The sequence below is a fragment of the Streptomyces sp. ATCC 21386 genome (assembly GCF_018728545.1).
Taxonomy (GTDB): domain Bacteria; phylum Actinomycetota; class Actinomycetes; order Streptomycetales; family Streptomycetaceae; genus Streptomyces.
Genome location: NZ_JAAVVL010000001.1, coordinates 9,813,893 through 9,836,204 on the forward strand (window position 1 = coordinate 9,813,893; position 22,312 = coordinate 9,836,204).

The 22,312-nt window shown below is 70.3% G+C and carries 18 protein-coding genes and 1 pseudogene; 10 read left to right on the forward strand and 9 right to left on the reverse strand.

Features of this window, described 5'->3' with window-relative positions:
• Window positions 1–127 precede the first annotated feature (127 nt).
• Window positions 128–1,108 carry an NAD(P)H-quinone oxidoreductase gene (locus tag GWK25_RS42270; RefSeq protein ID WP_215457009.1) on the forward strand — a complete coding sequence of 327 codons (981 nt, stop codon included), beginning with the start codon at window positions 128–130 and terminating at the stop codon, window positions 1,106–1,108.
• Window positions 1,109–1,222: 114 nt separating this feature from the next.
• Here GWK25_RS42270 and GWK25_RS42275 read toward each other — a convergent pair whose 3' ends face one another.
• Window positions 1,223–1,654, reverse strand: a complete 432-nt coding sequence (locus GWK25_RS42275) for a hypothetical protein (RefSeq protein ID WP_215457010.1) — start codon at window positions 1,652–1,654, stop codon at window positions 1,223–1,225.
• A 191-nt stretch (window positions 1,655–1,845) separates the two neighbouring features.
• Between GWK25_RS42275 and GWK25_RS42280 the strand changes: the two genes are divergently transcribed.
• Window positions 1,846–2,391 (forward strand): bacterial proteasome activator family protein, encoded by a 546-nt coding sequence (locus tag GWK25_RS42280; protein WP_215457011.1) that lies wholly within the window; start codon window positions 1,846–1,848, stop codon window positions 2,389–2,391.
• A 137-nt stretch (window positions 2,392–2,528) separates the two neighbouring features.
• On the opposite strand, the gene GWK25_RS42285 is transcribed toward GWK25_RS42280, so the two are convergent.
• Window positions 2,529–4,184, reverse strand: a complete 1,656-nt coding sequence (locus GWK25_RS42285) for a protein kinase (protein ID WP_215457012.1) — start codon at window positions 4,182–4,184, stop codon at window positions 2,529–2,531.
• A 390-nt stretch (window positions 4,185–4,574) separates the two neighbouring features.
• Here GWK25_RS42285 and GWK25_RS42290 point away from each other — a divergent pair, with 390 nt between their 5' ends.
• Window positions 4,575–6,149 carry a protein kinase gene (locus tag GWK25_RS42290; protein WP_215457013.1) on the forward strand — a complete coding sequence of 525 codons (1,575 nt, stop codon included), beginning with the start codon at window positions 4,575–4,577 and terminating at the stop codon, window positions 6,147–6,149.
• A gap of 73 nt (window positions 6,150–6,222) precedes the next feature.
• On the opposite strand, the gene GWK25_RS42295 is transcribed toward GWK25_RS42290, so the two are convergent.
• Entirely contained in the window at window positions 6,223–7,338 is a 1,116-nt protein-coding gene (locus tag GWK25_RS42295; protein WP_308404457.1) for a phosphotransferase, read from the reverse strand.
• Between the two features lie 549 nt (window positions 7,339–7,887).
• On the opposite strand from GWK25_RS42295, the gene pdhA reads away from it, so the two are divergent.
• Genes pdhA through GWK25_RS42310 form a run of 3 tightly spaced genes read left to right on the forward strand, consistent with a single transcriptional unit; the run spans window position 7,888 to window position 11,632 of the window.
• On the forward strand, window positions 7,888–9,108 hold the full coding sequence (gene pdhA, locus GWK25_RS42300; RefSeq protein WP_215457014.1) for a pyruvate dehydrogenase (acetyl-transferring) E1 component subunit alpha: 1,221 nt from the start codon (window positions 7,888–7,890) through the stop codon (window positions 9,106–9,108).
• Between the two features lie 2 nt (window positions 9,109–9,110).
• Complete coding sequence (locus GWK25_RS42305; protein WP_374105737.1) at window positions 9,111–10,139, forward strand: alpha-ketoacid dehydrogenase subunit beta; 1,029 nt, start codon at window positions 9,111–9,113, stop codon at window positions 10,137–10,139.
• A gap of 11 nt (window positions 10,140–10,150) precedes the next feature.
• Entirely contained in the window at window positions 10,151–11,632 is a 1,482-nt protein-coding gene (locus GWK25_RS42310; RefSeq protein WP_215457015.1) for a dihydrolipoamide acetyltransferase family protein, read from the forward strand.
• Between the two features lie 122 nt (window positions 11,633–11,754).
• Here the strand turns inward: GWK25_RS42310 and GWK25_RS42315 are convergent.
• Window positions 11,755–12,727 (reverse strand): annotated as a pseudogene (locus GWK25_RS42315) (Bro-N domain-containing protein).
• Between the two features lie 172 nt (window positions 12,728–12,899).
• Window positions 12,900–13,730 carry a D-alanyl-D-alanine carboxypeptidase family protein gene (locus GWK25_RS42320; RefSeq protein ID WP_251829282.1) on the reverse strand — a complete coding sequence of 277 codons (831 nt, stop codon included), beginning with the start codon at window positions 13,728–13,730 and terminating at the stop codon, window positions 12,900–12,902.
• A gap of 336 nt (window positions 13,731–14,066) precedes the next feature.
• Between GWK25_RS42320 and GWK25_RS42325 the strand changes: the two genes are divergently transcribed.
• Together GWK25_RS42325 and GWK25_RS42330 are read left to right on the forward strand one after the other, a co-directional pair.
• Window positions 14,067–14,750, forward strand: a complete 684-nt coding sequence (locus GWK25_RS42325) for a GntR family transcriptional regulator (RefSeq protein WP_215457017.1) — start codon at window positions 14,067–14,069, stop codon at window positions 14,748–14,750.
• The gene (locus GWK25_RS42330) at window positions 14,747–16,063 is read left to right on the forward strand and encodes a nitrate/nitrite transporter (RefSeq protein ID WP_215457018.1); all 1,317 of its coding nucleotides are present in this window, start codon (window positions 14,747–14,749) and stop codon (window positions 16,061–16,063) included. Before GWK25_RS42325 ends, GWK25_RS42330 begins: the two co-directional genes overlap by 4 nt.
• Before the next feature lie 107 nt (window positions 16,064–16,170).
• Here the strand turns inward: GWK25_RS42330 and GWK25_RS42335 are convergent, their stop codons facing one another.
• Window positions 16,171–16,995, reverse strand: coding sequence for a maleylpyruvate isomerase family mycothiol-dependent enzyme (locus tag GWK25_RS42335; protein WP_184906257.1), 825 nt, complete (start codon window positions 16,993–16,995; stop codon window positions 16,171–16,173).
• 233 nt (window positions 16,996–17,228) lie between these two features.
• Between GWK25_RS42335 and GWK25_RS42340 the strand changes: the two genes are divergently transcribed.
• Window positions 17,229–18,023, forward strand: a complete 795-nt coding sequence (locus tag GWK25_RS42340) for a carbon-nitrogen family hydrolase (RefSeq protein WP_215457019.1) — start codon at window positions 17,229–17,231, stop codon at window positions 18,021–18,023.
• Between the two features lie 68 nt (window positions 18,024–18,091).
• Here GWK25_RS42340 and GWK25_RS42345 read toward each other — a convergent pair whose 3' ends face one another.
• Entirely contained in the window at window positions 18,092–18,586 is a 495-nt protein-coding gene (locus GWK25_RS42345) for an LURP-one-related/scramblase family protein (protein WP_215457020.1), read from the reverse strand.
• Between the two features lie 140 nt (window positions 18,587–18,726).
• Between GWK25_RS42345 and GWK25_RS42350 the strand changes: the two genes are divergently transcribed.
• Window positions 18,727–20,571 (forward strand): thioredoxin-like domain-containing protein, encoded by a 1,845-nt coding sequence (locus GWK25_RS42350; protein WP_215457021.1) that lies wholly within the window; start codon window positions 18,727–18,729, stop codon window positions 20,569–20,571.
• Window positions 20,572–20,621: 50 nt separating this feature from the next.
• Here GWK25_RS42350 and GWK25_RS42355 read toward each other — a convergent pair whose 3' ends face one another.
• Window positions 20,622–20,858, reverse strand: coding sequence for a DUF6458 family protein (locus GWK25_RS42355; protein ID WP_215457022.1), 237 nt, complete (start codon window positions 20,856–20,858; stop codon window positions 20,622–20,624).
• A 132-nt stretch (window positions 20,859–20,990) separates the two neighbouring features.
• On the reverse strand, window positions 20,991–22,289 hold the full coding sequence (locus GWK25_RS42360; protein ID WP_215457023.1) for a M18 family aminopeptidase: 1,299 nt from the start codon (window positions 22,287–22,289) through the stop codon (window positions 20,991–20,993).
• Window positions 22,290–22,312: the final 23 nt, after the last annotated feature.

Genomic DNA, 22,312 nt, shown 5'->3' on the forward strand with positions numbered 1-22,312 from the left:
GTGATGCAGGTCGGATGCCCGGGGCGCGCGAGGGAGGCGCGGGGCGTGCGGGGGCAGTCCGGGATCGGCGAAGCCAGGGGGTACGGGGCCGGGATCGGACGGGGAGGGCGGGGGTAGCGTCCCTCTCATGCATGCGATCACGATTCCCGAACCCGGCGGACCCGAGGCCCTGGTGTGGGACGAGGTCCCCGATCCGGTGCCCGGCGAGGGCGAAGTGCTCATCGAGGTGGCGGCGAGCGCCGTGAACCGCGCCGACCTGCTGCAGCGGCAGGGCTTCTACGACCCACCGCCCGGCGCCTCCCCCTATCCCGGCCTGGAGTGTTCCGGCCGTGTCGCGGAGATCGGGCCCGGGGTGGCCGGATGGAGCGTCGGCGACGAGGTGTGCGCGCTGCTCTCGGGCGGCGGCTACGCGGAGAAGGTCGTCGTTCCGGCCGGTCAGCTGCTGCCGGTCCCCTCCGGCCTCGACCTTCGGCAGGCCGCCGCGTTGCCCGAGGTGACCTGTACGGTCTGGTCGAACGTCTTCATGATCGCCCACCTGCGTCCCGGTGAGACGCTCCTCGTGCACGGCGGCTCCAGCGGCATCGGCACGATGGCCATACAGCTCGCCAAGGCCGTCGGCGCGAAGGTCGCCGTCACGGCGGGTACCAAGGAGAAGCTGGAGCGGTGCGCCGCCCTGGGCGCGGACATCCTGATCAACTACCGCGAGCAGGACTTCGTCGAGGAGGTTCGGGCGGCCACGGACGGCAGGGGCGCGGACGTCATCCTCGACAACATGGGCGCGAAATACCTGGACCGCAACGTCCGGGTCCTCGCGGTCAACGGACGGCTTGCGATCATCGGCTTGCAGGGCGGTATCAAGGGCGAACTGAACATCGGTGCCCTCCTCGCCAAGCGGGCGGCGATCAGCGCGACCTCGCTGCGGGCCCGGCCCCAGGAGGAGAAGACGGCCATCGTGGCCGCCGTACGCGAACATGTCTGGCCCCTGATCGCCGGAGGCCATGTGCGCCCGGTCGTCGACCGTGAGATCCCGATGGACGACGCGGCCACGGCGCACCAGGTGCTGGAGGAGAGCGGCCACGTGGGCAAGGTGTTGCTGGTGGTGCCGTAGAAGGGCTCGGTGAGCCGCGCGGGCCGCCACCGTGCCAGGGAGCGGTGCGGACCCTGCCCCTACGGTGGGCCGGGCTCAGCTGGACCCGGCCTGACTCTGTGGCACGCCTGCGTTTCAGTACCGCCGTATGCGCAGCCCCACGAAGGCCAGTCCCAGGCCCATACCTATGAGAATGAGGCCGCCGCCGAGGGCGAGGGCCTGCAGGACGGGCTCCTCGACGGTCGCGGTGCCGGACCCGGGCGGAACGCCGGGGACGGGCAGGGCGGCGTTCTGGGAGGAGTCGGGGGCGAGGGGGGAGTCCGAGCCGTCCGGTTCGGCGGCGGGCGCTTCCGGGGGCGTGGAGGTCTCGTCCTCCGGTTCCACGGGGACTGCGTCCGGGCGGCCCGGCCGTTCGCGGCCTTCGCCCGCGCGGCTGCCGGCCCAGGAGGTCGCGGGGTCGGGGTCGGCCGCGTACGCCGTCGGCGCGGCCCCCGTCGTCAGAACGACGAGCAGCCCCGCGACGAGAACCGGTCCCGTCACGCGCACCGAACGAAGCCAGGTAGCCACGCCCTCAGCGTCACACGGCACCGACCTCCCGGCATCCGGACGCACCGCACCGCTGCTCCGAGCCGACCGGCCACGGCACGGCACGGCGGCATCGGTGGGTCAGAGGCGCGACCGTGGCTACGTAAACGGTGGATCACCCTGTGTGGGGGGCACCAGGGTGGTGAGGTGTACGCGTGCGAGAGAATGGCGGCATGGAGATGCCGAGGAACGAACGGTCGCCCGAACAGCCCCAGATCCTGGTCGTGGGCCAGGACGGCATGGCCGTGGGCGGCGGTGGAGGCGACGAGGAGTCCCGCGAGGTCCCGGTGACGGAGATGGTGGAACAGCCGGCCAAGGTCATGCGCATCGGCAGCATGATCAAGCAACTGCTCGAAGAGGTACGGGTGGCCCCCCTGGACGAGGCCAGCCGGGCCCGGCTGAAGGAGATCCACGCCAGCTCCGTCAAGGAACTGGAGGACGGCCTGGCGCCCGAGCTGGTGGAGGAGTTGGAGCGGCTCTCCCTGCCCTTCACCGACGAAGCGATCCCGAGCGATGCGGAACTGCGGATCGCCCAGGCCCAGTTGGTCGGCTGGCTCGAAGGCCTCTTCCACGGGATCCAGACGACGCTGTTCGCCCAGCAGATGGCCGCCCGGGCCCAGCTGGAACAGATGAGGCGCGCGCTGCCGCCCGGCGTCGGCGGCCACGAGGGCGACGACGACCCGCGCACGCTCGGCCGCTCCGGCGGCCCCTACCTCTAGCCACTCCTTCCGGCAGGCTCTCGGCGAGAGCCTGTGAGAGCCGTTCGGCGAACCCCCCACCACGTACGCAAAGGGCCCGGCACATCGAGTGCCGGGCCCTTCCTACGACTGTTCCCGCGATGGCTGCGACCGGGGCGTCAGGCCGGGTTGCCCGTCGAGACCTTGAGGATGATCGAGGGCATGTCCTTGGGGTCGACGTCTTCGGAGGCGGCCGGGTACTGCTCCATGACCGTGCCCTCGCCGTACGTGTTCTCGTCGACCTTCTGGACGTCGTACTGCCAGCCCGCCGCCTGGAAGCACTTCTTCACCGAGTCGATGTTCTTGAAGGTGAAGTCCGGCAGTTCGATCTTGTCGGGGTCGTTGTACGACTCCGTGGGTTCCGTGCACTCGGTCGAGTCGATGACCTTCGACGTGTCCGGACCCTTGTGCCCCTCCACCACGGTCGGAGAGGGGGACGCGCCCGCGCCGTCGTCGCCGCCTTCGGCCTCACTGCCCAAGTTCAGGCTGAGCGCCACGATCAGACCGCCCACCGCCAGGACCGACACCGCGATCGCGCCCATGATGACGCCCTTGTTGTTCTTCCCGCCCCCGGAACGCCCCGCCGACAGCGAGGACTGCTGGGGCGTGAGGTTGTACGGCGGCGGGGTGGCCGCGCCCTGCTGCGGCGCGTACGCGGCCGTCTGCGGCGGCGTCTGGTAGCCGCCCTGCTGCGGGTAGCCGTAGGACGGGGCGGGCGTCGGAGTGGGGGCGGGTGTGGGCGGGCCGTAACCGCCCGTCGCCGGCGGCTGGTACGGCGTCTGCACGCTGCCCGACTGCGGCGCGCCCGTGTGGTCGATCGGCGGGAAGACCGCGGAGGAGACCCCCGCGCCGCTGGCCGTCTGCACACCCGGCACGATGCTCGGCGCGACGGGCTGGAGGGACGCGGCGACCCGCAGGCACTCGTCCCGCATCGCCTCCGCGCTCGGGAACCGCTCGTTCGGGTTCTTCTTCAGCGCGCGGGCGATGATGGCGTCCACGGCGGGCGGCAGGGAACGGTTGATCGAGGAGGGAGCGACCGGCTCCTCCTGGACGTGCGCATACGCTATGGCCAGCGGCGAGTCCGCCTCGAACGGCAGTCGCCCGGTGGTCAGCTGGAAGAGCATGATGCCGACCGAGTACAGGTCGGAGCGGGCGTCCACGCCGCGGCCGAGGGCCTGCTCGGGCGAGAGGTACTGCGGGGTGCCGACGACCATGCCGGTCTGCGTCATCGATGTGACACCGGACTGCATGGCGCGGGCGATACCGAAGTCCATGACCTTCACGACGTTGCGCTTGGTCATCATCACGTTGCCCGGCTTGATGTCGCGGTGGACCAGGCCCATCTCGTGGCTGATCTCCAGCGCCGCCAGCACATCCGCGGTGATCTTCAGTGCCTTGTCGGAGGGCATGGCGCCGAGCTGGGCGACATCCGCGTCGAGCACCGAACCGAGCGGCTTGCCCTCGATGTACTCCATGACGATGTACGGCGTCGTCATGCCGTCCAGATCGTCCTCGCCGGTGTCGAAGACCGACACGATGTTGGTGTGGGTGAGCTTCGCCACGGCCTGCGCCTCACGGCGGAAGCGCTCCCGGAAGGCCTGTTCGCGGCCGAGGTCGGTGTGCAGTGTCTTGATCGCGACCTGTCGGTCGAGCACCGAGTCGTACGCGAGGTGGACGGAGGCCATTCCGCCCTCGCCGAGCAGGTCACGCAGTTGGTACCGGCCACCGGCTAGCGACCGCCCCGCGTACCGGTCCTGTGCGGCGTCCTGGCTCATCTTCCTGCGTCCCCCATCGGCGCGCGCGAAAGCAGCTGGCGTGGCTCCCGCGATCGGTGATCCCTGATGATGCTGGTGATCCTTTGTGCTATTCCCGGCCAAGTCTGCCCCAGGGCACTGACACGTCAAGCGCGGTGCCCGATCCGTGACCGTACGCGAAAGAAGCGTCGCGGAAGCGTTACAGGGGGCGTACGCCCGGTACACAGAACTTGCACGAGTGCGCGCGCTGCGGGTTTCATGGCCGATCAACCTTTGAATCCACCTTGAATCCGTCGTGAACCCGTCGCGCATCCAACCCGGACCGGCCTCTTGCGTGAAGGCTGTAGCGTGGCCGACGGAGACCGTAACAAGTACCGCGCGGACCGCGGGCAGAAACGACGGCGAGGACTGATGGCACAGCAGCAGCGCTCTCAGGGCCCGTCCGACCCCGAGGCGACTGGCGGCGGCATGTCGGACGCGCCGGAGTTGTGGGGCAACGGCGGGCTCGTAGGCGACGGCCGGTACCGGCTCACCCACAGACTCGGCCGGGGCGGTATGGCCGAGGTGTTCGCGGCCGAGGACGTACGTCTCGGGCGGACGGTCGCGGTCAAACTGCTCCGCTCCGACCTTGCCGAGGACCCCGTGTCCAAGGCCCGCTTCACGCGCGAGGCCCAGTCCGTGGCCGGCCTCAACCACCACTCGATCGTGGCGGTCTACGACTCCGGTGAGGATGTCGTGAACGGCACCCCGGTGCCGTACATCGTCATGGAGCTGGTCGAGGGCCGCACCATCCGTGACCTGCTCCTCAACGCCGAGGCCCCCGGCCCCGAGCAGGCGCTGATCATCGTCTCCGGTGTGCTGGAGGCGCTCGCGTACTCGCACCAGCACGGCATCGTGCACCGTGACATCAAGCCGGCGAACGTCATCATCACCACCAACGGCGCGGTGAAGGTGATGGACTTCGGCATCGCCCGCGCCCTGCACGGGGCGTCCACGACGATGACGCAGACCGGCATGGTCATGGGCACGCCGCAGTACCTCTCCCCGGAGCAGGCGCTCGGCAAGGCCGTCGACCACCGCTCCGACCTGTACGCCACCGGCTGTCTGCTCTACGAACTCCTGGCGCTCCGGCCGCCCTTCATCGGCGAGACGCCCCTTTCCGTGGTCTACCAGCACGTCCAGGACATCCCGGTGCCCCCCTCCGAGACCTCGGAGGGGGCGGCGCCCCCGGAGCTCGACGGGCTGGTCATGCGCTCCCTCGCCAAGGAGCCGGACGACCGGTTCCAGACGGCCGAGGAGATGCGCGGCCTCGTCCAGTACGGCCTGCAGATGCTCTACGACCAGGGCGGCCACACCGGCACCTGGAACACGGGGCCCGTCACCATGCACGAGGGCCGGCACACCCCTCCGGGCGGTATGTCCGGCACGACGGTCATGCCGCACCCGGGGGAATCGGGCACCTCGCAGATCCCGCAGCCGATCCTGCCGGGGTACGGCGGCGGAGGCCGGGACGACGGCGGTTTCGAGGGCAACGGCAACCGGGGCAGCGGCCGCGGCAAGCTGTGGATCCTCGCTGTTCTCGCGGTGATCGCCATCGCGGCGGGTGTCGCCCTCGCGCTGAACAACAAGGGCGACTCGGGCGGCGGCGGCAACGAGACCACGAAGTCCCCGACGGCCACGGCGTCCAGCAAGGACAAGGACACCAGCGAGTCGCCCACCGAAGAGGAGACCGAGGAGCCCACGGACGACTCCACGGACTCGAACAACGGCGGCGGCTACACGCCGTCGTACACGCAGCAGCCGAGCTCCAGCCCGTCGCCGACGCAGAGCCAGCCGTCGGAGGAGCCGACGACCGAGGAGCCCACGTCGGAGGAGCCGACCACCGAGGAACCGACCGACGAGCCGACCGACGAGCCGACCGACGACAGCAGCGGCGGCGGCGACGCCGGAGGCCTGCCGGGCGGTATCGGCGGCGAAGAGGGCTGACCACGCTGGAGGGGGTGCGCCGGGCGGACTCGCCGGGCGCACCCCTCCGTCGTGCAGCGCGCGCTGAGTCGGCTCACTCCACGAACGCCTCGCGCACCGCGTCGTACTCCCGTGTCCACCACACCACCAGCGCCGAGGCCGCCGGGAACTGCGGGTCGGCGCGGGTGTCACCCCGCTCGTAGTGCCAGCGCAGCATCCAGAAGTCGTTGAGCCGCTCCCACCACACACGGTGCACGGCCGCCGCCAGCTCGCCCGGGGCGGCGCCCGCGGAGCGCCGGTACGCGCGCGCGTAGGCGCGCACCTTCGCCAGGTCCAGGGCGCCGACGGGACGTACGAAGAAGATCACCGCCGCCCGGACCGCCTCCTCCGCGCGCGGCCGCACACCGAGCCGGTCCCAGTCGAGGATCGCGGCCGGCACCTCGGGGACGTCGTCCCGGTAGAGCACGTTGTAGGGGTGGAAGTCGCCGTGCACCCACCCCACCGGGCCACCCCCGGGCGGCCGCCGGTCCGCGTGCCGTTCCAGCAGGCGCCGCCGCTCCAGCAGCCGGTGCCGGGCGAGCGCGTCGAAGGGGGCGGCCGGGCGGTGGTGGCGTACCCGGTCGAGCAGATCGTCGATGAGGGCGAAGGTCTGCGCGGGATCGGCGCTCTCGGTCCCGTCGGCCGCCCCGGCACCCCTTTGGGGTCGGCGGGTCTCCCCCGTCCGCCGCTGCGCCGGGATCAGCCGCTTCGGTGAGGCCGCGACCGGATCCGGCGTCGGCATCACCCGTTCCAGCGAGGCGTGCACGACGCCCAGCAGCGCCCCCAGACGGGCGCACTGCCCGGGGGTGAGCTGGCCGCCGTGCCGGTGGCGCCCCTCGATCCACGGGTGCAGGGCGTAGGCGTGGCCGGCGACGATCGCCACCGTGCCCCCGTCCCGGCCGGTCAGCGGCGGGGCGACGGGAACGCCCAGGTCGGCGAGGCACTGGGTGGCCCGGTGCTGGCGCAGGATCGCGGCCGGGTGGGCGGTCTCGGGGTCGAAGTGGTGCTTGAGGAAGTACCGGCCGCGGGTGGTGCGGAGTCGATAGCCGCGATTGAGAAGTCCCTCGTCCACGGGTTCACAGGCCAGCACGGAACCGGCGGCGTACTGCTCCAGCAGGGGGCCCAGAGGGGGCGTGTGGAGCACAGGGGGTGGTACAGATGAGCGCGGCACGCGCCAGATGTTAGGGCACGCGCCACGCCGCTGACCTCACGCTTGTCACACACAGTCGTTACCGATCACCGAGGGCATAGATCCGAACTACGACTCGACGCGCAGACATACGGGCCGGGTGGACGCCACGCCCGGGCGGAGCGGGGCGCTCCCGCCCGCTTCACGGATGGAGCAACTTGCGCCACCGATCTCACGGCCCGCCTCCGGCGAACTCTTCCCGTGGCCGGGGTGGCCGGGATAACGTGCCGGTGTTCCGGCCCCCTGCCAGGCTGTTTCCAGTGCTGTGACCAGCAGCTGTTCCCGACGGACGCGACTTACTTGGACCCCCTAGTACCGAATTACTTGGAAATCCAAGGAAAATCGCAGGTCAGTAGGGGTTTCACAGGAATGTGGCGCACTGGGTAACGTGCCTCGTGCAGGGCGCTCGCCGGGGCACCTGTCACGTCTGTTCCCGGCCAAGGGCACCCACCCCGTGCACGGGCACCGGGATCAGGCGAGCCGCACTGGTCACCCGGCAACCCCGGGGGCCGGACCGACGGAGGAGCACACGTGACCGTGGAGAGCACTGCCGCGCGCAAGCCGCGACGCAGCGCCGCAGGCAAGACCGGCACCACCGGCAGCAAGGCGGCCGGCACCACCGGCACCAGGCGCGCCACTGCTGCCAAGAAGCCGACCGACGCCCAGCCCGAACTCGTCCAGCTGCTGACGCCCGAGGGCAAGCGCGTCAAGAACGCCGAGTACGACCCGTTCGTCGCCGACATCACCGCCGACGAGCTGCGTGGCCTGTACCGCGACATGGTGCTGACCCGTCGCTTCGACGCCGAGGCCACCTCCCTGCAGCGCCAGGGCGAGCTGGGCCTGTGGGCCTCGCTGCTGGGCCAGGAGGCCGCACAGATCGGCTCCGGGCGGGCCACCCGCGAGGACGACTACGTCTTCCCGACCTACCGCGAGCACGGCGTCGCCTGGTGCCGGGGCGTCGACCCGACCAATCTGCTCGGCATGTTCCGCGGCGTGAACAACGGCGGCTGGGACCCGAACAGCAACAACTTCCACCTCTACACGATCGTCATCGGCTCCCAGACGCTGCACGCCACCGGCTACGCCATGGGCGTCGCGAAGGACGGCGCCGACTCGGCGGTCATCGCCTACTTCGGTGACGGTGCCTCCAGCCAGGGCGACGTCGCCGAGGCCTTCACCTTCTCCGCGGTGTACAACGCGCCGGTCGTGTTCTTCTGCCAGAACAACCAGTGGGCCATTTCGGAACCCACGGAGAAGCAGACCCGCGTCCCGCTGTACCAGCGCGCCCAGGGCTTCGGCTTCCCGGGCGTCCGCGTCGACGGCAACGACGTCCTCGGCTGCCTCGCCGTCACCAAGTGGGCGCTGGAGCGCGCCCGCCGGGGCGAGGGCCCCACCCTGGTCGAGGCGTACACCTACCGCATGGGCGCCCACACCACCTCCGACGACCCCACCCGCTACCGCCACGACGACGAGCGGGTGGCCTGGGAGGCCAAGGACCCGATCGCGCGTCTGCGCAGTTACCTCGAGTCCGAAACGGACACGAACGAGGGATTCTTCGCGGAACTCGAAGCGGAGAGCGAGGCGTTGGGAAGGCGAGTGCGCGAAGTGGTGCGTGCCATGCCCGACCCGGACCACTTCGCCATCTTCGAGAACGCGTACGCGGACGGCCACGCGCTCGTGGACGAGGAGCGCGCCCAGTTCGCGGCGTACCAGGCGTCGTTCGCCGATGTGGACGAAGAGGAGGGCAAGTAGCGATGACCACGCAGACAGCCGCGCAGGCGGCAGGGCAGACCGCCGGGCAATCCGCTGTGAAGAACATGGCGATCGCCAAGGCGATCAACGAATCGCTGCGCAAGGCCCTCGAAGCCGACCCCAAGGTCCTCGTCATGGGCGAGGACGTCGGCAAGCTCGGCGGTGTGTTCCGGGTGACCGACGGCCTCCAGAAGGACTTCGGCGAGGACCGGGTGATCGACACCCCGCTCGCCGAGTCCGGCATCGTCGGCACCGCCATCGGCCTGGCCCTGCGGGGCTACCGCCCGGTGGTGGAGATCCAGTTCGACGGTTTCGTCTTCCCCGCGTACGACCAGATCGTCACCCAGCTCGCCAAGATGCACGCGCGCTCGCTGGGCAAGGTCAAGCTCCCCGTCGTCGTCCGTATCCCCTACGGCGGCGGCATCGGCGCCGTCGAGCACCACTCCGAGTCCCCGGAGGCGCTGTTCGCGCACGTGGCGGGCCTGAAGGTGGTCTCGCCGTCGAACGCGTCGGACGCCTACTGGATGATGCAGCAGGCCATCCAGAGCGACGACCCGGTGATCTTCTTCGAGCCGAAGCGCCGCTACTGGGACAAGGCCGAGGTCAACCCCGAGGCGATCCCCGGCCCGCTGCACAAGGCCCGGGTGGTCCGCGAGGGCACCGACCTCACGCTCGCCGCGTACGGCCCGATGGTGAAGCTCTGCCAGGAGGTAGCCGACGCCGCCGCCGAGGAGGGCAGGGCCCTGGAGGTCCTGGACCTGCGGTCGGTCTCCCCGCTGGACTTCGACTCCATCCAGGCCTCCGTGGAGCGGACGCGCCGCCTGATCGTGGTCCACGAGGCCCCGGTCTTCTTCGGTTCGGGCGCGGAGATCGCCGCCCGCATCACCGAGCGGTGCTTCTACCACCTGGAGGCCCCCGTCCTCCGGGTCGGTGGGTACCACGCCCCGTACCCGCCGGCGCGCCTGGAGGAGGAGTACCTGCCGAACCTGGACCGGGTGCTCGACGCCGTCGACCGCTCGCTGGCGTACTGAGGGAGAGGTCCGTGACGACGATGACAGACACGTCTCCGCGCGAGTTCAAGATGCCCGACGTGGGCGAGGGACTCACCGAGGCCGAGATCCTCAAGTGGTACGTCCAGCCCGGCGACACCGTCACCGACGGCCAGATCGTCTGCGAGGTCGAGACGGCCAAGGCCGCCGTCGAGCTGCCCATCCCCTATGACGGTGTCGTCCGCGCCCTGCACTTCCCCGAGGGCACCACGGTCGACGTCGGCACGTCGATCATCGCGGTGGACGTGGCGGGCGGTGCGGCCCCGGCCGGCGCCGCTGACACCGCTGCCGGTGATGCCGCCCCCGCCCAGCCGGCGGCCGAGCCGAAGCCCGCGGCCAAGCCCGTGGCGGCGACGGCGGCCAAGAAGCCCGAGGGCCGCAAGCCGGTCCTCGTCGGTTACGGCGTCGCCGAGTCCTCCACGAAGCGCCGCCCGCGCAAGGGTGTCCCGGCCGCCGCCGCGCCCGCCGAGGACACGCTGTACGGCGCCTCGGCCCTCCAGGGCATCCAGGGCGACCTCAACGGACACGGGCAGCACGGGGTCACCGTCGCCCGTCCGCTGGCCAAGCCGCCGGTCCGCAAGCTCGCCAAGGACCTCGGGGTGGACCTGGCGACGATCACCCCGTCCGGCCCGGACGGCATCATCACCCGCGAGGACGTCCACGCGGCCGTGGCCCCGCCGAAGGCTCCCGAGCCCGTGACGGAGACACCCGCGGCCCCGGCCGCACCTGCCGCGCCCGTCCAGGCCCCGGCTCCCGTGGCCTCGTACGACGGCGCGCGGGAGACCCGTGTCCCGGTCAAGGGTGTCCGGAAGGCGACGGCCGCGGCGATGGTCGGCTCGGCCTTCACCGCCCCGCACGTCACGGAGTTCGTGACCGTCGACGTGACGCGGACGATGAAGCTGGTCGAGGAGCTGAAGCAGGACAAGGAGCTGGCGGGCCTGCGGGTCAACCCGCTGCTGCTGATCGCCAAGGCCCTGCTGGTCGCGATCCGGCGCAACCCGGACATCAACGCCACCTGGGACGAGGCCGCCCAGGAGATCGTGGTCAAGCACTACGTCAACCTCGGCATCGCCGCGGCCACCCCTCGCGGTCTGATCGTCCCGAACATCAAGGACGCGCACGCGAAGACGCTGCCGGAGCTGGCGCAGTCGCTGAGCGAGCTGGTCTCCACGGCCAAGGAGGGCCGGACCTCCCCGGCCGCCATGCAGGGCGGCACGGTCACCATCACCAACGTCGGTGTCTTCGGCATCGACACCGGCACGCCCATCCTGAACCCGGGCGAGTCCGCGATCCTCGCGGTCGGCGCGATCCGCCTCCAGCCCTGGGTCCACAAGGGGAAGGTGAAGCCCCGCCAGGTGACCACCCTGGCCCTGAGCTTCGACCACCGCCTGGTGGACGGGGAGCTGGGCTCGAAGGTGCTGGCGGACGTGGCGGCGATCCTGGAACAGCCGAAGAGGTTGATCACTTGGGCGTGAGTCCACCTGCCACGGGATAGGCTCACGCCGAAGGGGCCGGCCGCAACTTCGTCTTGCGACCGGCCCCTTCTTTTTTCATTCTTTCTTTTTCATTCTTTGTCAGCCCTGGTCAGACGTTGCCGTCAGCGTCGGCTGAGCACATACACCGGCGCCCCGTCCTCCGCCGCACCCACGGGATGGATGCAGGCGTGCTTACGCAGCAGCCGGAGGCATTCGTTGACGCGGTGCACCGACAGTCCCGTACGGGCCGCGATGGCGTCCAGCGGCTGCCGCAACTCGCCCTTCTCGACGAGGACCGGGGCGATCACGACGGCCACGGTCCACACGTCCGCCGTCACGGACAACCGCTCGCGCCAGTCGGCCAGAACCGCCTCCGTGGTGGGGCGCGTCGAGACCGCGGTGGTGTCCGGCGTCGGTCGGGCGAGTGTGAGGGTGAGGACGTCGAGCCGGTCGGCGATGCGTTCCATGGCCTGGGCGATGGCCTGCTGGGCGGCGAGGGTTGCGCTCTGCAACTCCACCATTTGCTCCTGCAGGGCGATCGACCTGTGCTGCGCCTGCGCGAGTTGCTCGTCCGCATGGAGGTTGCGCTCCTCCAGGCGGACGATGGCTTCCGCCACCTGCTCCGGCATGGCGTACGCGACGGGTGCTGCCGGATCGGCGGGCTGCACCTCGGCCTCCTCCAAGGTGTAGGAGCCTTCGCGTTGAACGGTCTCGATCACTTCGGCGACCCACCGTTTGAAGGGGGCGCACTCCGGCTTGGTGCAGGCGCTGACGAGCAGGATCAGACCTTGGAGATCGATGAGATTCAGGTCTCGACGCCAATCCCTACCTGCGGGAATGCCGAGACCGTGACTTCCAGTCAGTGTCTCGAGACACTCTCGATGTTCTTCCGGCACGTGATCGAGGAGTGCCTTTCGGGGGCGTGGTGTAGCCCAACTGCTTGCAGACATCCACTGCCGGGAACCAGTGAGTCCCGTCCGGCATGGTCAGTCGGCGGACGCGGGCTCCGGTAGCCGCGTAGACGAAGTCGCCGACGTCGAGGGCGTCCTTCTTCCGCATGCGGGGGTCGGGCTGGTGCTTGCTGGGTTCGATCATGTGAACCACCTCCGCTGCGGAACGTACGGCGGTGGGAATCGAATATGCCAGCCGGGTTAGCCATGTTCACTATTGCGAGGTAAATAGGCCTGATCGGCTTGCGCGGGAAACGCGAAGGGGGCCACCGCGGTGAGCGGTGGCCCCCTTCGCATGCCTCCGAGAGGCCGGTCGTCTAGAGAGTGGCGAAGCCGTAGTCCATCAGCTTCTTCACATCGGCCGTGCGGGTGGTCGCATTGGTGGACGTCAGGACGGTGCCCACGATCGTCTTGCCGTTGCGGGTCGCGGCGAAGACAAGGCAGTACTTGGCCTGGGCGCCGGAGCCGGTCTTCACACCGAACGTTCCCTTCCAGCCGAGCAGGGTGTTGGTGTTGTTCCAGGTGTAGTAGCGGTAGCCGCCGCTCTTGGTGGTCACCTTCTGCTTGGTGGTCTTCGTGCCCACGATGGACTTGAACGTGGAGTTCTTCAGCGCGTTGCTGGCGAGCTTGGTGAGGTCGCGAGGCGTCGAGTAGTTCGAACCGTTGCTGATGCCGTCGAAGGAGTCGAACTTCGTGTTCGTCATGCCGAGGCTCTTGGCGGTGGAGTTCATCTTCCCGATGAACGACTTCACCCGCGCCGCACGCGTCGAGCCCGTGCCGAACTTGTCGGCGAGCGCGTACGCGGCGTCGCAGCCCGACGGCAGCATCAGCCCATAGAGGAGCTGGCGGACGGTGACCTTGTCGCCGACGATCAGGCCGGCGTGGGAGGCCTGGTTCTTGACGATGTAGTCGCTGTACGCCTTCGAGACCGTGACCTTGGCGTTCAGGTTCAGGTTCTTCTGCGACAGCACGACCTTGGCGGTCATGATCTTGGTGGTGGAGCCCGTGGACCGCTTGGTGTCCGCGGTCTTCGTGTACAGGGCCTTGCTGTTGGCGTTGTTCCATACGAACCCGCCCTTGGCGGTGATCGTCGGCTTCGCGGGAGCCGCCTGCGCGGGAGCGGAGGTGACGACTCCGGTCGCGATCATCGCACCGGTGGTCACGACGACTGCAGCGGCTCTGCGGACACGTGCGCCCTTTATGGCGGTAATCAAGTCAAGTACCCCGATTGCGTCAAATGTCTGTGGAGCGCGGCCACTTGTGCTCCTTTTTCGGGCAAGCAGTGCCGCTTCTCATGTGACAAGTGAGTAGCACAAAAGGTTGTGCTCTGGGTGGGGAGGGGGGCAATTCGCGTCCATCTCACAGTTCTTCGACGGATTCAGGGTGGGTGCGAGGCGGGTTCGGAGCCGGTTCCGCAGTGGGCGTGCTGTCCCGGATCGTGGACGAGGGCGGCAATGCGTACGTGTTGTATCTATGCTGTGGGCATGCCCTCCGCCCCAGCTTCCGCCACCGTCCCCGCGCTCCCCTCCGTGAAGCAGCCCCCCGCCGCCGACCGTGTCTACGCCCATGTCAAGCAGGGTGTGCTGGAGCGCCGCTACGAGGGCGGCACGCTGCTCACCGAGGGCGAGCTCGCTGAGGCGGTCGGCGTGTCGCGGACACCGGTGCGCGAGGCGCTGTTGCGGCTGGAGGTCGAGGGGCTGATCAAGCTCTACCCGAAGAAGGGCGCCCTCGTGCTGCCCGTCTCCGCGCAGGAGATCGCGGACGTCGTGGAGACCCGGCAGCTCGTCGAGGAGCACGCGGTCCGCAAGACGGCCCCGGCCTCGCCGCGGCTGATCGAGCGGCTGGAGAGCCTGCTGGAGCAGCAGAAGGCGCAGGCCGCCGCCGGGGACCTGGCGGGCGCCGCGGTGACCGACCGCTGTTTCCACGCCGAGATCGTCCGCAGTGGCGGGAACGAGATCCTCTCCCGCCTCTACGACCAACTCCGCGACCGGCAGCTGCGGATGGGCGTCGCCGTGATGCACGCCCACCCGGACCGCATCACCAAGACGCTGACCGAGCACGAGGAGATCCTCCGGGCGCTGCGCACGGGCGACGCGGAGGCGGCCGTGGAGATCGTGCACCGCCACGTCAGCTGGTTCTCCAACCTGGCGCGGGGTGAGGTCCGTTGAGCCGCCCCGTCATAGCGTCGTCCGCCGGGTCCCTGCCCGGGGACCCGCCCGGCGGCCGTCGCGCCCTCGCCGTCTGGGGTGTGGGCGTCTCCGTCTACTTCGTCGCCGTCATCTTCCGTACGTCGTTGGGCGTGGCCGGCCTCGACGCCGCCGACCGCTTCCATGTCGGCGCCTCCGCCCTGTCCACGTTCTCGATCCTCCAGCTGCTGGTCTACGCCGGGATGCAGATACCCGTCGGCCTGCTGGTCGACCGGCTCGGCACCAAGAAGGTGCTGACCCTGGGCATCCTGCTGTTCACGGCCGGCCAGATCGGCTTCGCGCTGTCGCCGTCGTACGGCATGGCGCTGGCGTCGCGGGCGCTGCTGGGCTGCGGCGACGCGATGACGTTCATCAGTGTGCTCCGGCTGGGCAGCCGGTGGTTCCCGGCCCGACGTGGGCCGCTGGTCGCGCAGATGGCGGGCCTGGTCGGCATGGCGGGCAACCTGGTCTCGACGCTGCTGCTGGCCCGACTGCTGCACGGGGTGGGCTGGACGGCGGCGTTCGCGGGGAGTTCGGTCGCCGGTCTGGTCGTGCTGGTCCTGACCCTGCTGTTCCTGAAGGACCACCCGGACGGGCACGCGCCGGAGCCGTTCCCGCACCGCGGTGCCGCGTACGTGCGGCGGCAGATCGCGGCGTCCTGGCGGGAGCCCGGCACCCGGCTCGGGATGTGGGTGCACTTCACCACGCAGTTCCCGGCGATGGTGTTCCTGCTGCTGTGGGGAATGCCGTTCCTGGTCCAGGCGCAGGGACTCGACCGGGGCACCGCCGGTGAACTGCTCACCCTCGTGGTCCTGTCCAACATGGTGGTCGGCCTGGTGTACGGCCAGATCGTCGCCCGGCACCACGCCGCGCGGTTGCCGCTGGCCCTCGGCACCGTCCTGACGACGGCGGCGGTGTGGGCGACCACGCTGCTCCACCCGGGCGAGCACGCCCCGATGTGGCTCCTGATCGTGCTCTGCGCGGTCCTCGGCGCCTGTGGCCCGGCCTCGATGCTCGGCTTCGACTTCGCCCGCCCGGCGAACCCGCCGGAGCGTCAGGGCACCGCCTCCGGAATCACCAACATGGGTGGTTTCGTCGCCTCCATGACGACCCTCTTCGCGGTCGGCGTCCTTTTGGACCTGACCGACGACGACTACGGCATCGCCTTCTCCGCCGTGTTCGTCCTCCAGGCGCTGGGCCTGAGCCAGATCCTGCGCCTGCGCGGCCGTGCGGCCCGCCGTGAGCGGGAGCGCCTGGTGGCGAGCCGGGTGGAGACGGTGCACGTACCGGCGTAAGGCCGGGGCGCCGGTGTGAGGGGCGACGCTTCGGCGGCCCCGCGAGCCGACGGCCCCGCAGAGCCGGCCGCTACCAGGTCACCCAGCGCTACCAAGTCACCCGGCCGCTACACGGTCACCGCGAAAGCGTGCAGGATCGCCGCGATCAGGTGGGGGTCACCCTCCGCCTTGATGCGGTCGGCGACGAGATCGGCGGTGACGCGGCCGCAGGCGAGGCGGACGTAGGTCTCCCAGTCGAGCGTGAGGGTGGCGGCGGGGCCGAGGGCGGGAGCTGTCTCCAGCGTGCCGCGGCCCTGGATGTCCACGCGGACGGTACGGATGAACTCCACCGGGCCGTGCACGTCGAAGACGACGGCCGAACTGCGCGGCGCCTGGGCGTCCTCCGCGACCACCTTCGGCAGCACGGACAGCAGCTCGTCCCGGACCACGTGCGCGCCCGGCGAGTCGAGGTTCCCCGGCTGTCCCAGCGCGGCGCGCAGGTCCTGCTCGTGGACCCAGACGTCGAAGGCGCGGTTGCGCATGGCCTGTTCGAGGGTCAGCTCGGTGCCGAGCGGCCCCCGCACCTTGTGACCCGGATCCCGGGACTCGTTCCGCAGCTGGCGGTTGCGCCGGATGATCGTGTACTCCAGCTCGGAGGTCATCTCCGGCGCGGTGTGGTGGCGTCGGGCGTCGACCTGCATCTCCATGTACCGCTGGTGCTCGGTCCGTACGTGGTACAGGTCGCGCGGCAGGGTGTGGATCGGCCGGGGGTCGCCGAGCATCTCGCAGTCCAGACCGATGACATGGGACACCACATCGCGCACCGACCACCCCGGGCACGGCGTCCGGCGGTTCCACTCGCCCTCCACGAGCGGCGACACCAGCTCGGATATCGCGTCCACGGAGTGGGTCCAGGCGTCGGCGTAGGGCTGAAGAGTGGGATGCAGACTCACGGAACGGGACCCCTCGGGCGGTCGGTACGTGTCAGTACGGTCGGTACGTGTCGGCTACGTGGGTGGTGGTCTTCAGTGGGGGCGTCGGCGTTGACGGCGTGGAGTAGGTCGTCGGCGGCTGTCAGTGGGTGCTGTGAAACGTTAAGTTACGCTGCTCTGAGGCACCCCGGCAGTGCTTTCGTGTGACGATCGTAGGCCGGTATGGACGGCTCGAATGCCAGGACGGTGGTACTGTGCGCGCCTCGCTCATCCAGATCGGCGTAGACGAGGGCGAATCGGTCGAATCGCGCAGGCGGCGGGTGGCCTCGCGGGTACGGGACCAGGCGGGCGCCGATCTCGTCGTCCTCCCGGAGCTCTGGACCACCGGCGCATTCGCGTTCGAATCCTTCGCCTCGGCGGCCGAACCGCTGGAAGGGCCGACGTACGAGGCGATGGCCAAGGCGGCGAGCGACACGGGCGTCTGGCTGCACGCGGGCTCGATCCCGGAGCGGGCCCCTGACGGAACCCTCTACAACACCTCCCTCGTCTTCTCACCATCCGGCGACCTCGCCGCCTCCTACCGCAAGATCCACCGCTTCGGCTTCGACAAGGGCGAGGCCGTGCTGATGGGTGCCGGCGCGGAACTGGTGACACTCCGCGTCCCGGACACCACCGTCGGCATCGCCACCTGCTACGACCTGCGGTTCCCGGAGCTGTTCCGGGGGCTCGTCGACGCGGGCGCCGAGATGTTCGTGGTGTCGGCGGGCTGGCCGGAGCGCCGCCGCTCCCACTGGACGTTGCTGGCGCAGGCCCGGGCCGTGGAGAACCAGGCCTACGTCCTCGCCTGCGGAACGGCCGGTACGCACGCGGGAGTTCCCCAGGCCGGTCACTCGATCGTGGTCGATCCCTGGGGCGAGGTCCTGGCGGAGGCGGGCCCCGGCGAGGAGGTCCTCACGGTCGACCTCGACCCGGCGAAGGTCGCGACGACACGTGAACAGTTCCCGGCACTGAAGGACCGCCTGCTGGGACTGGAACCACCGCGGCGCTGAGCTCTCGCGCCGCTGAGCTTCGGCTCGGCTGAGCCTTGGCGGCGCGTGCGCTTCCCGGCGTGTGTCCCTCAGTCGTCGTCCCGTTCCCGCTCCGCCAGGTTGATCACGCACACCGTCACGGCGATCAGCAGGGCCGGGTCCGCGTCGTCGCGTACGACGTCGAGGCCGTAGGTCTCGCGGACGTGCAGCCATCTGCGGGAGATGTGCGCGAGGAGTTCGCCCTCGTACTCGATGGCGAACTCACGGTCGAGGATCTTGCCGCTGACGTCGAGTTCGGTGCCGTCCGCCAGGGAGACCCGGTAGTGGTTGCGCAGGAGGGAGAGGCGCTTGCGGCGGACGGTGGCGAGGGGCTCGCCACCGCGTTCGACGACCATCGTGTCGCGCAGCGCGAACATCTTGCGGCGGATGTCGATCAGCACCTCCCCCCGAGTGTCCTTCAGTTCGAAGGTGTCCCGCAGCCGCATGGCCTTGCCGTCGACGAGGAAGGCCTTCCGGCCGTGCTCGTCCTCGATCCAGTAGTCGTCACCGATGCCGAGGATCCGGTCGCGTACGAGGAATCTCATGCCTGCAGACGTTCCCCGGGGCGCACCGCGGAACATCGCCGTAGACCCGAAAAGCCCAGCCCGACGAGTTGTCCACAGGCTGGGAGCGCGGTTTTCCACAGGCTCCGAAGCGGTTTCCCGAAAAGTGGCACGCTTGATCCATGAGCGATCCCACGACCCAGCACCCGGCCCCCCGCCGTGTCCGTGTCCGCGCTCCCGAGCTGATCGGGAAGGGCGGCTGGCTGAACACGGGCGGCAAGCAGTACACCCTCGCCGACCTGCGGGGAAAAATAGTGGTGCTGGATTTCTGGACGTTCTGCTGCATCAACTGCCTGCACGTTCTCGACGAGCTGCGGGAACTGGAGGAGAAACACCGGGACACCGTGGTGGTCATCGGGGTGCACTCGCCGAAGTTCGCACACGAGGCGGAGCACGGTGCGGTGGTCGACGCCGTCGAGCGGTACGGGGTGGAGCACCCGGTGCTCGACGATCCGGAGCTCGCCACCTGGAAGCAGTACGCGGTGCGGGCCTGGCCCACGCTCGTGGTGCTCGATCCCGAGGGGTACGTGGTCGCCCAGCACGCGGGCGAGGGGCATGCGCACGCCATCGAGCGGCTGGTCGCCGAGCTGGAGACCGAACACGAGGCCAAGGGGACACTGCGGCGCGGCGACGGGCCGTACGTGGCACCCGAGCCCGAGCCGACGGTGCTGCGGTTCCCCGGCAAGGCTCTGCTCCTGCCGGACGGCGACTTCCTCGTCAGCGACACCACCCGGCACCGGCTGGCCCGGCTGGCGGCCGACGGCGAGACCGTCGTACGGCATTACGGCTCCGGCGAGCGCGGGTTCGTGGACGGCGGCGCGGAGCACGCCCGCTTCAGCGAACCGCAGGGGCTGGCCCTGCTGGACGGCGGTGCCGTGGTCGTCGCCGACACGGTGAACCACGCGTTGCGCCTGCTCGACCCGGAGACCGGGGAGGTCACGACGCTCGCGGGCACCGGCCGCCAGTGGTGGCAGGGCTCCCCGACCTCCGGGCCGGCGCGGGAGATCGACCTCTCCTCCCCGTGGGACGTGGCCGTGTTCGACGGCAGGGTGTGGATCGCGATGGCCGGTGTCCACCAACTGTGGACGTACGACCTCACAGACCGCACCGTGGCGGTGGCGGCCGGCACGACCAACGAGGGGCTGGTGGACGGGCCGGCGGACGAGGCCTGGTTCGCACAGCCCTCGGGGCTCGCGGCCACGGCCGACCGGTTGTGGCTCGCCGACTCCGAGACGTCCGCGCTGCGTTGGGTGGACCTCGACGGCGCCGTGCACACGGCCGTCGGGACGGGACTCTTCGACTTCGGGCACCGGGACGGCCCGGCCGAACAGGCTCTGCTGCAGCATCCGTTGGGCGTCACGGCCCTGCCCGACGGGTCGGTGGCCGTAAGCGACACCTACAACCACGCGCTGCGCCGCTACGACCCGGCGACGGGTGAGGTCGGCACCCTGGCCACGGACCTGAGGGAGCCGAGCGACGCGGTGCTCGTCGGGGACGACATCGTGGTCGTCGAGTCCGCCCGGCACCGGCTGACCAGGCTGCGGCTGCCGGAGGAGACGGTGAAGGTGGAGGCCGTCGCCCACCGCACCCGGCGCGCGGCCACCGAAGTCGCCCCCGGCAGGCTGCGGTTGGACGTGGTCTTCCAGGCCCCGGCGGGGCAGAAGCTCGACGAGCGGTACGGGCCCTCGACCCGGCTGCTCGTCTCCGCCACCCCGCCCGAGCTGCTGCTGCGGGGCGAGGGCGCGGACACGGCCCTGTCCCGCGAGCTCGAACTCGACCCGTCCATATCCGAGGGCGTGCTCCACGTCTCGGCGATGGCCGCCTCATGCGACGACGACCCCTCCCATGCCTACCCGGCCTGCCACGTCCACCAGCAGGACTGGGGCGTGCCGGTCCGGCTCACGGAGGGCGGGACGGACCGGCTGCCGCTGGTGCTGGCGGGGATGGACGCGGACGACGGGGCGTAGGCCCGGGCCAGGCGCGGCCCACCAGGACCGGGCCAGGCCGTGTGTCCGGCCTAGTAGCCCTGGTAGCCGCCCCGCTGCTGGCCGGTCTCGTCCACGACCGGGGTGGTGGGGGGCACCACCACCCGCCTCCGCCTGGCGATACTGCTGAACGTCGCGACTCCGATGAGTCCGACGATCATGAAGATGATGCCGACCAGGTCGAGGTTGACCCCTTGCATGTCCCAGTCGGTGGCGAACGTGAGGATGGCCCCCACCGCGATCAGAATGATGCACCCGCCCAGGCCCATGAGTGTTCCTCCCTGTGTCCGGTTGGGTCGGCCGGTCGTTCCGGTCGTTCGGTCCTACCGGTTGACATCGGGTACCCGGACAGGCCGGTGAGTAACAGGCGTTGAGGGCGGGACGGGGTGCACGGCCGCGGGTCAGTCCTCCAGGAAGGCCGCCAGGGCGTTCGCCAGGAGGTAGGGGTCCTTCGCGCCGCACAGCTCACGGACGCTGTGCATCGAGAGGATGGCCACGCCGATGTCGACGGTGCGGATGCCGTGCCGGGCGGCGGTGATGGGGCCGATGGTGGTGCCGCAGGGCATGGAGTTGTTGGAGACGAACGTCTGGAAGGGCACCCCGGCCTTCTCGCAGGCGGCGGCGAAGACGGCCCGGCCCGAACCGTCCGTGGCGTAGCGGTTGTTGACGTTGACCTTCAGGATCGGTCCGGCGTCCGCGCGGGGGTGGTGCGTCGGGTCGTGGCGCTCCGCGTAATTGGGGTGGACGGCGTGGCCGGTGTCGGAGGAGAGACAGACGGTGCCGGCGAAGGCCCGTGCCCGGTCCTCGTAGGAGCCGCCGCGGGAGAAGACCGAGCGCTCCAGAACCCCGCCGAGCAGCGGGCCGTCGGCGCCGGTGTCGGACTGGGAGCCGTTCTCCTCGTGGTCGAAGGCGGCGAGGACGGGGATGTGCGGGAGTTCGTCGCCCGAACCGGCGACGGAGGCGAGCGCGGCCGTACCGGCGTGCACGGAGAGGAGGTTGTCCATGCGGGGGCCGGCGAGCAGTTCGTTGTCGCGGCCCAGGTAGGCGGGCGGTTCGACGGAGTGGGTCATCAGGTCCCAGCCGGTGACCTCGCCCGCGGGGACACCCGCCTCCTCCTCCAGGAAGGCGATGAGGTCGCCGTCGCGGACGTCGTCGCCGAGGCCCCAGACGGGCTGGAGGTGGCGCTGCTTGTCGAGCTTGAGGCCCTCGGAGGAGACCGTCCGGTCGAGGTGGATGGCGAGTTGGGGGACGCGGAGGAGAGGTCTGTCGACATTGACGAGGCGGCTGGTGCCGTCGCGCAGAGAGAGCCGGCCGGCGATGCCGAGGTCGCGGTCGAGCCAGGAGTTCATCAGCGGGCCGCCGTAGATCTCGACGGCGACCTGGCGCCAGCCGTGGGCGCCGCTGTCGGGGCGGGGTTTGACCCGCAGATTGGGGGAGTCGGTATGGGCACCGATGATGCGGAAGGGGGTGTGGGGGTGGGCGCCCTTCGGGACGTACCAGGCGATGATCGCGCCCCCGCGCAGCACGTACCGGCCGCCCAGCGAGCCGTCCCACGCGTCGGTCTCCGAAACCTGTCGGAAGCCTGCCTTCTCCAGCCGTTCCGCGGCGCTCGCCACCGCGTGGTACGGGGTCGGGCTGCTCGCCAGGAAGGTCATGAGGTCGTCGGTGTGGCCGCGATCGAAGCGTGGGGGTGTGCGCATGGGGTTCACCTTAACGACGTACG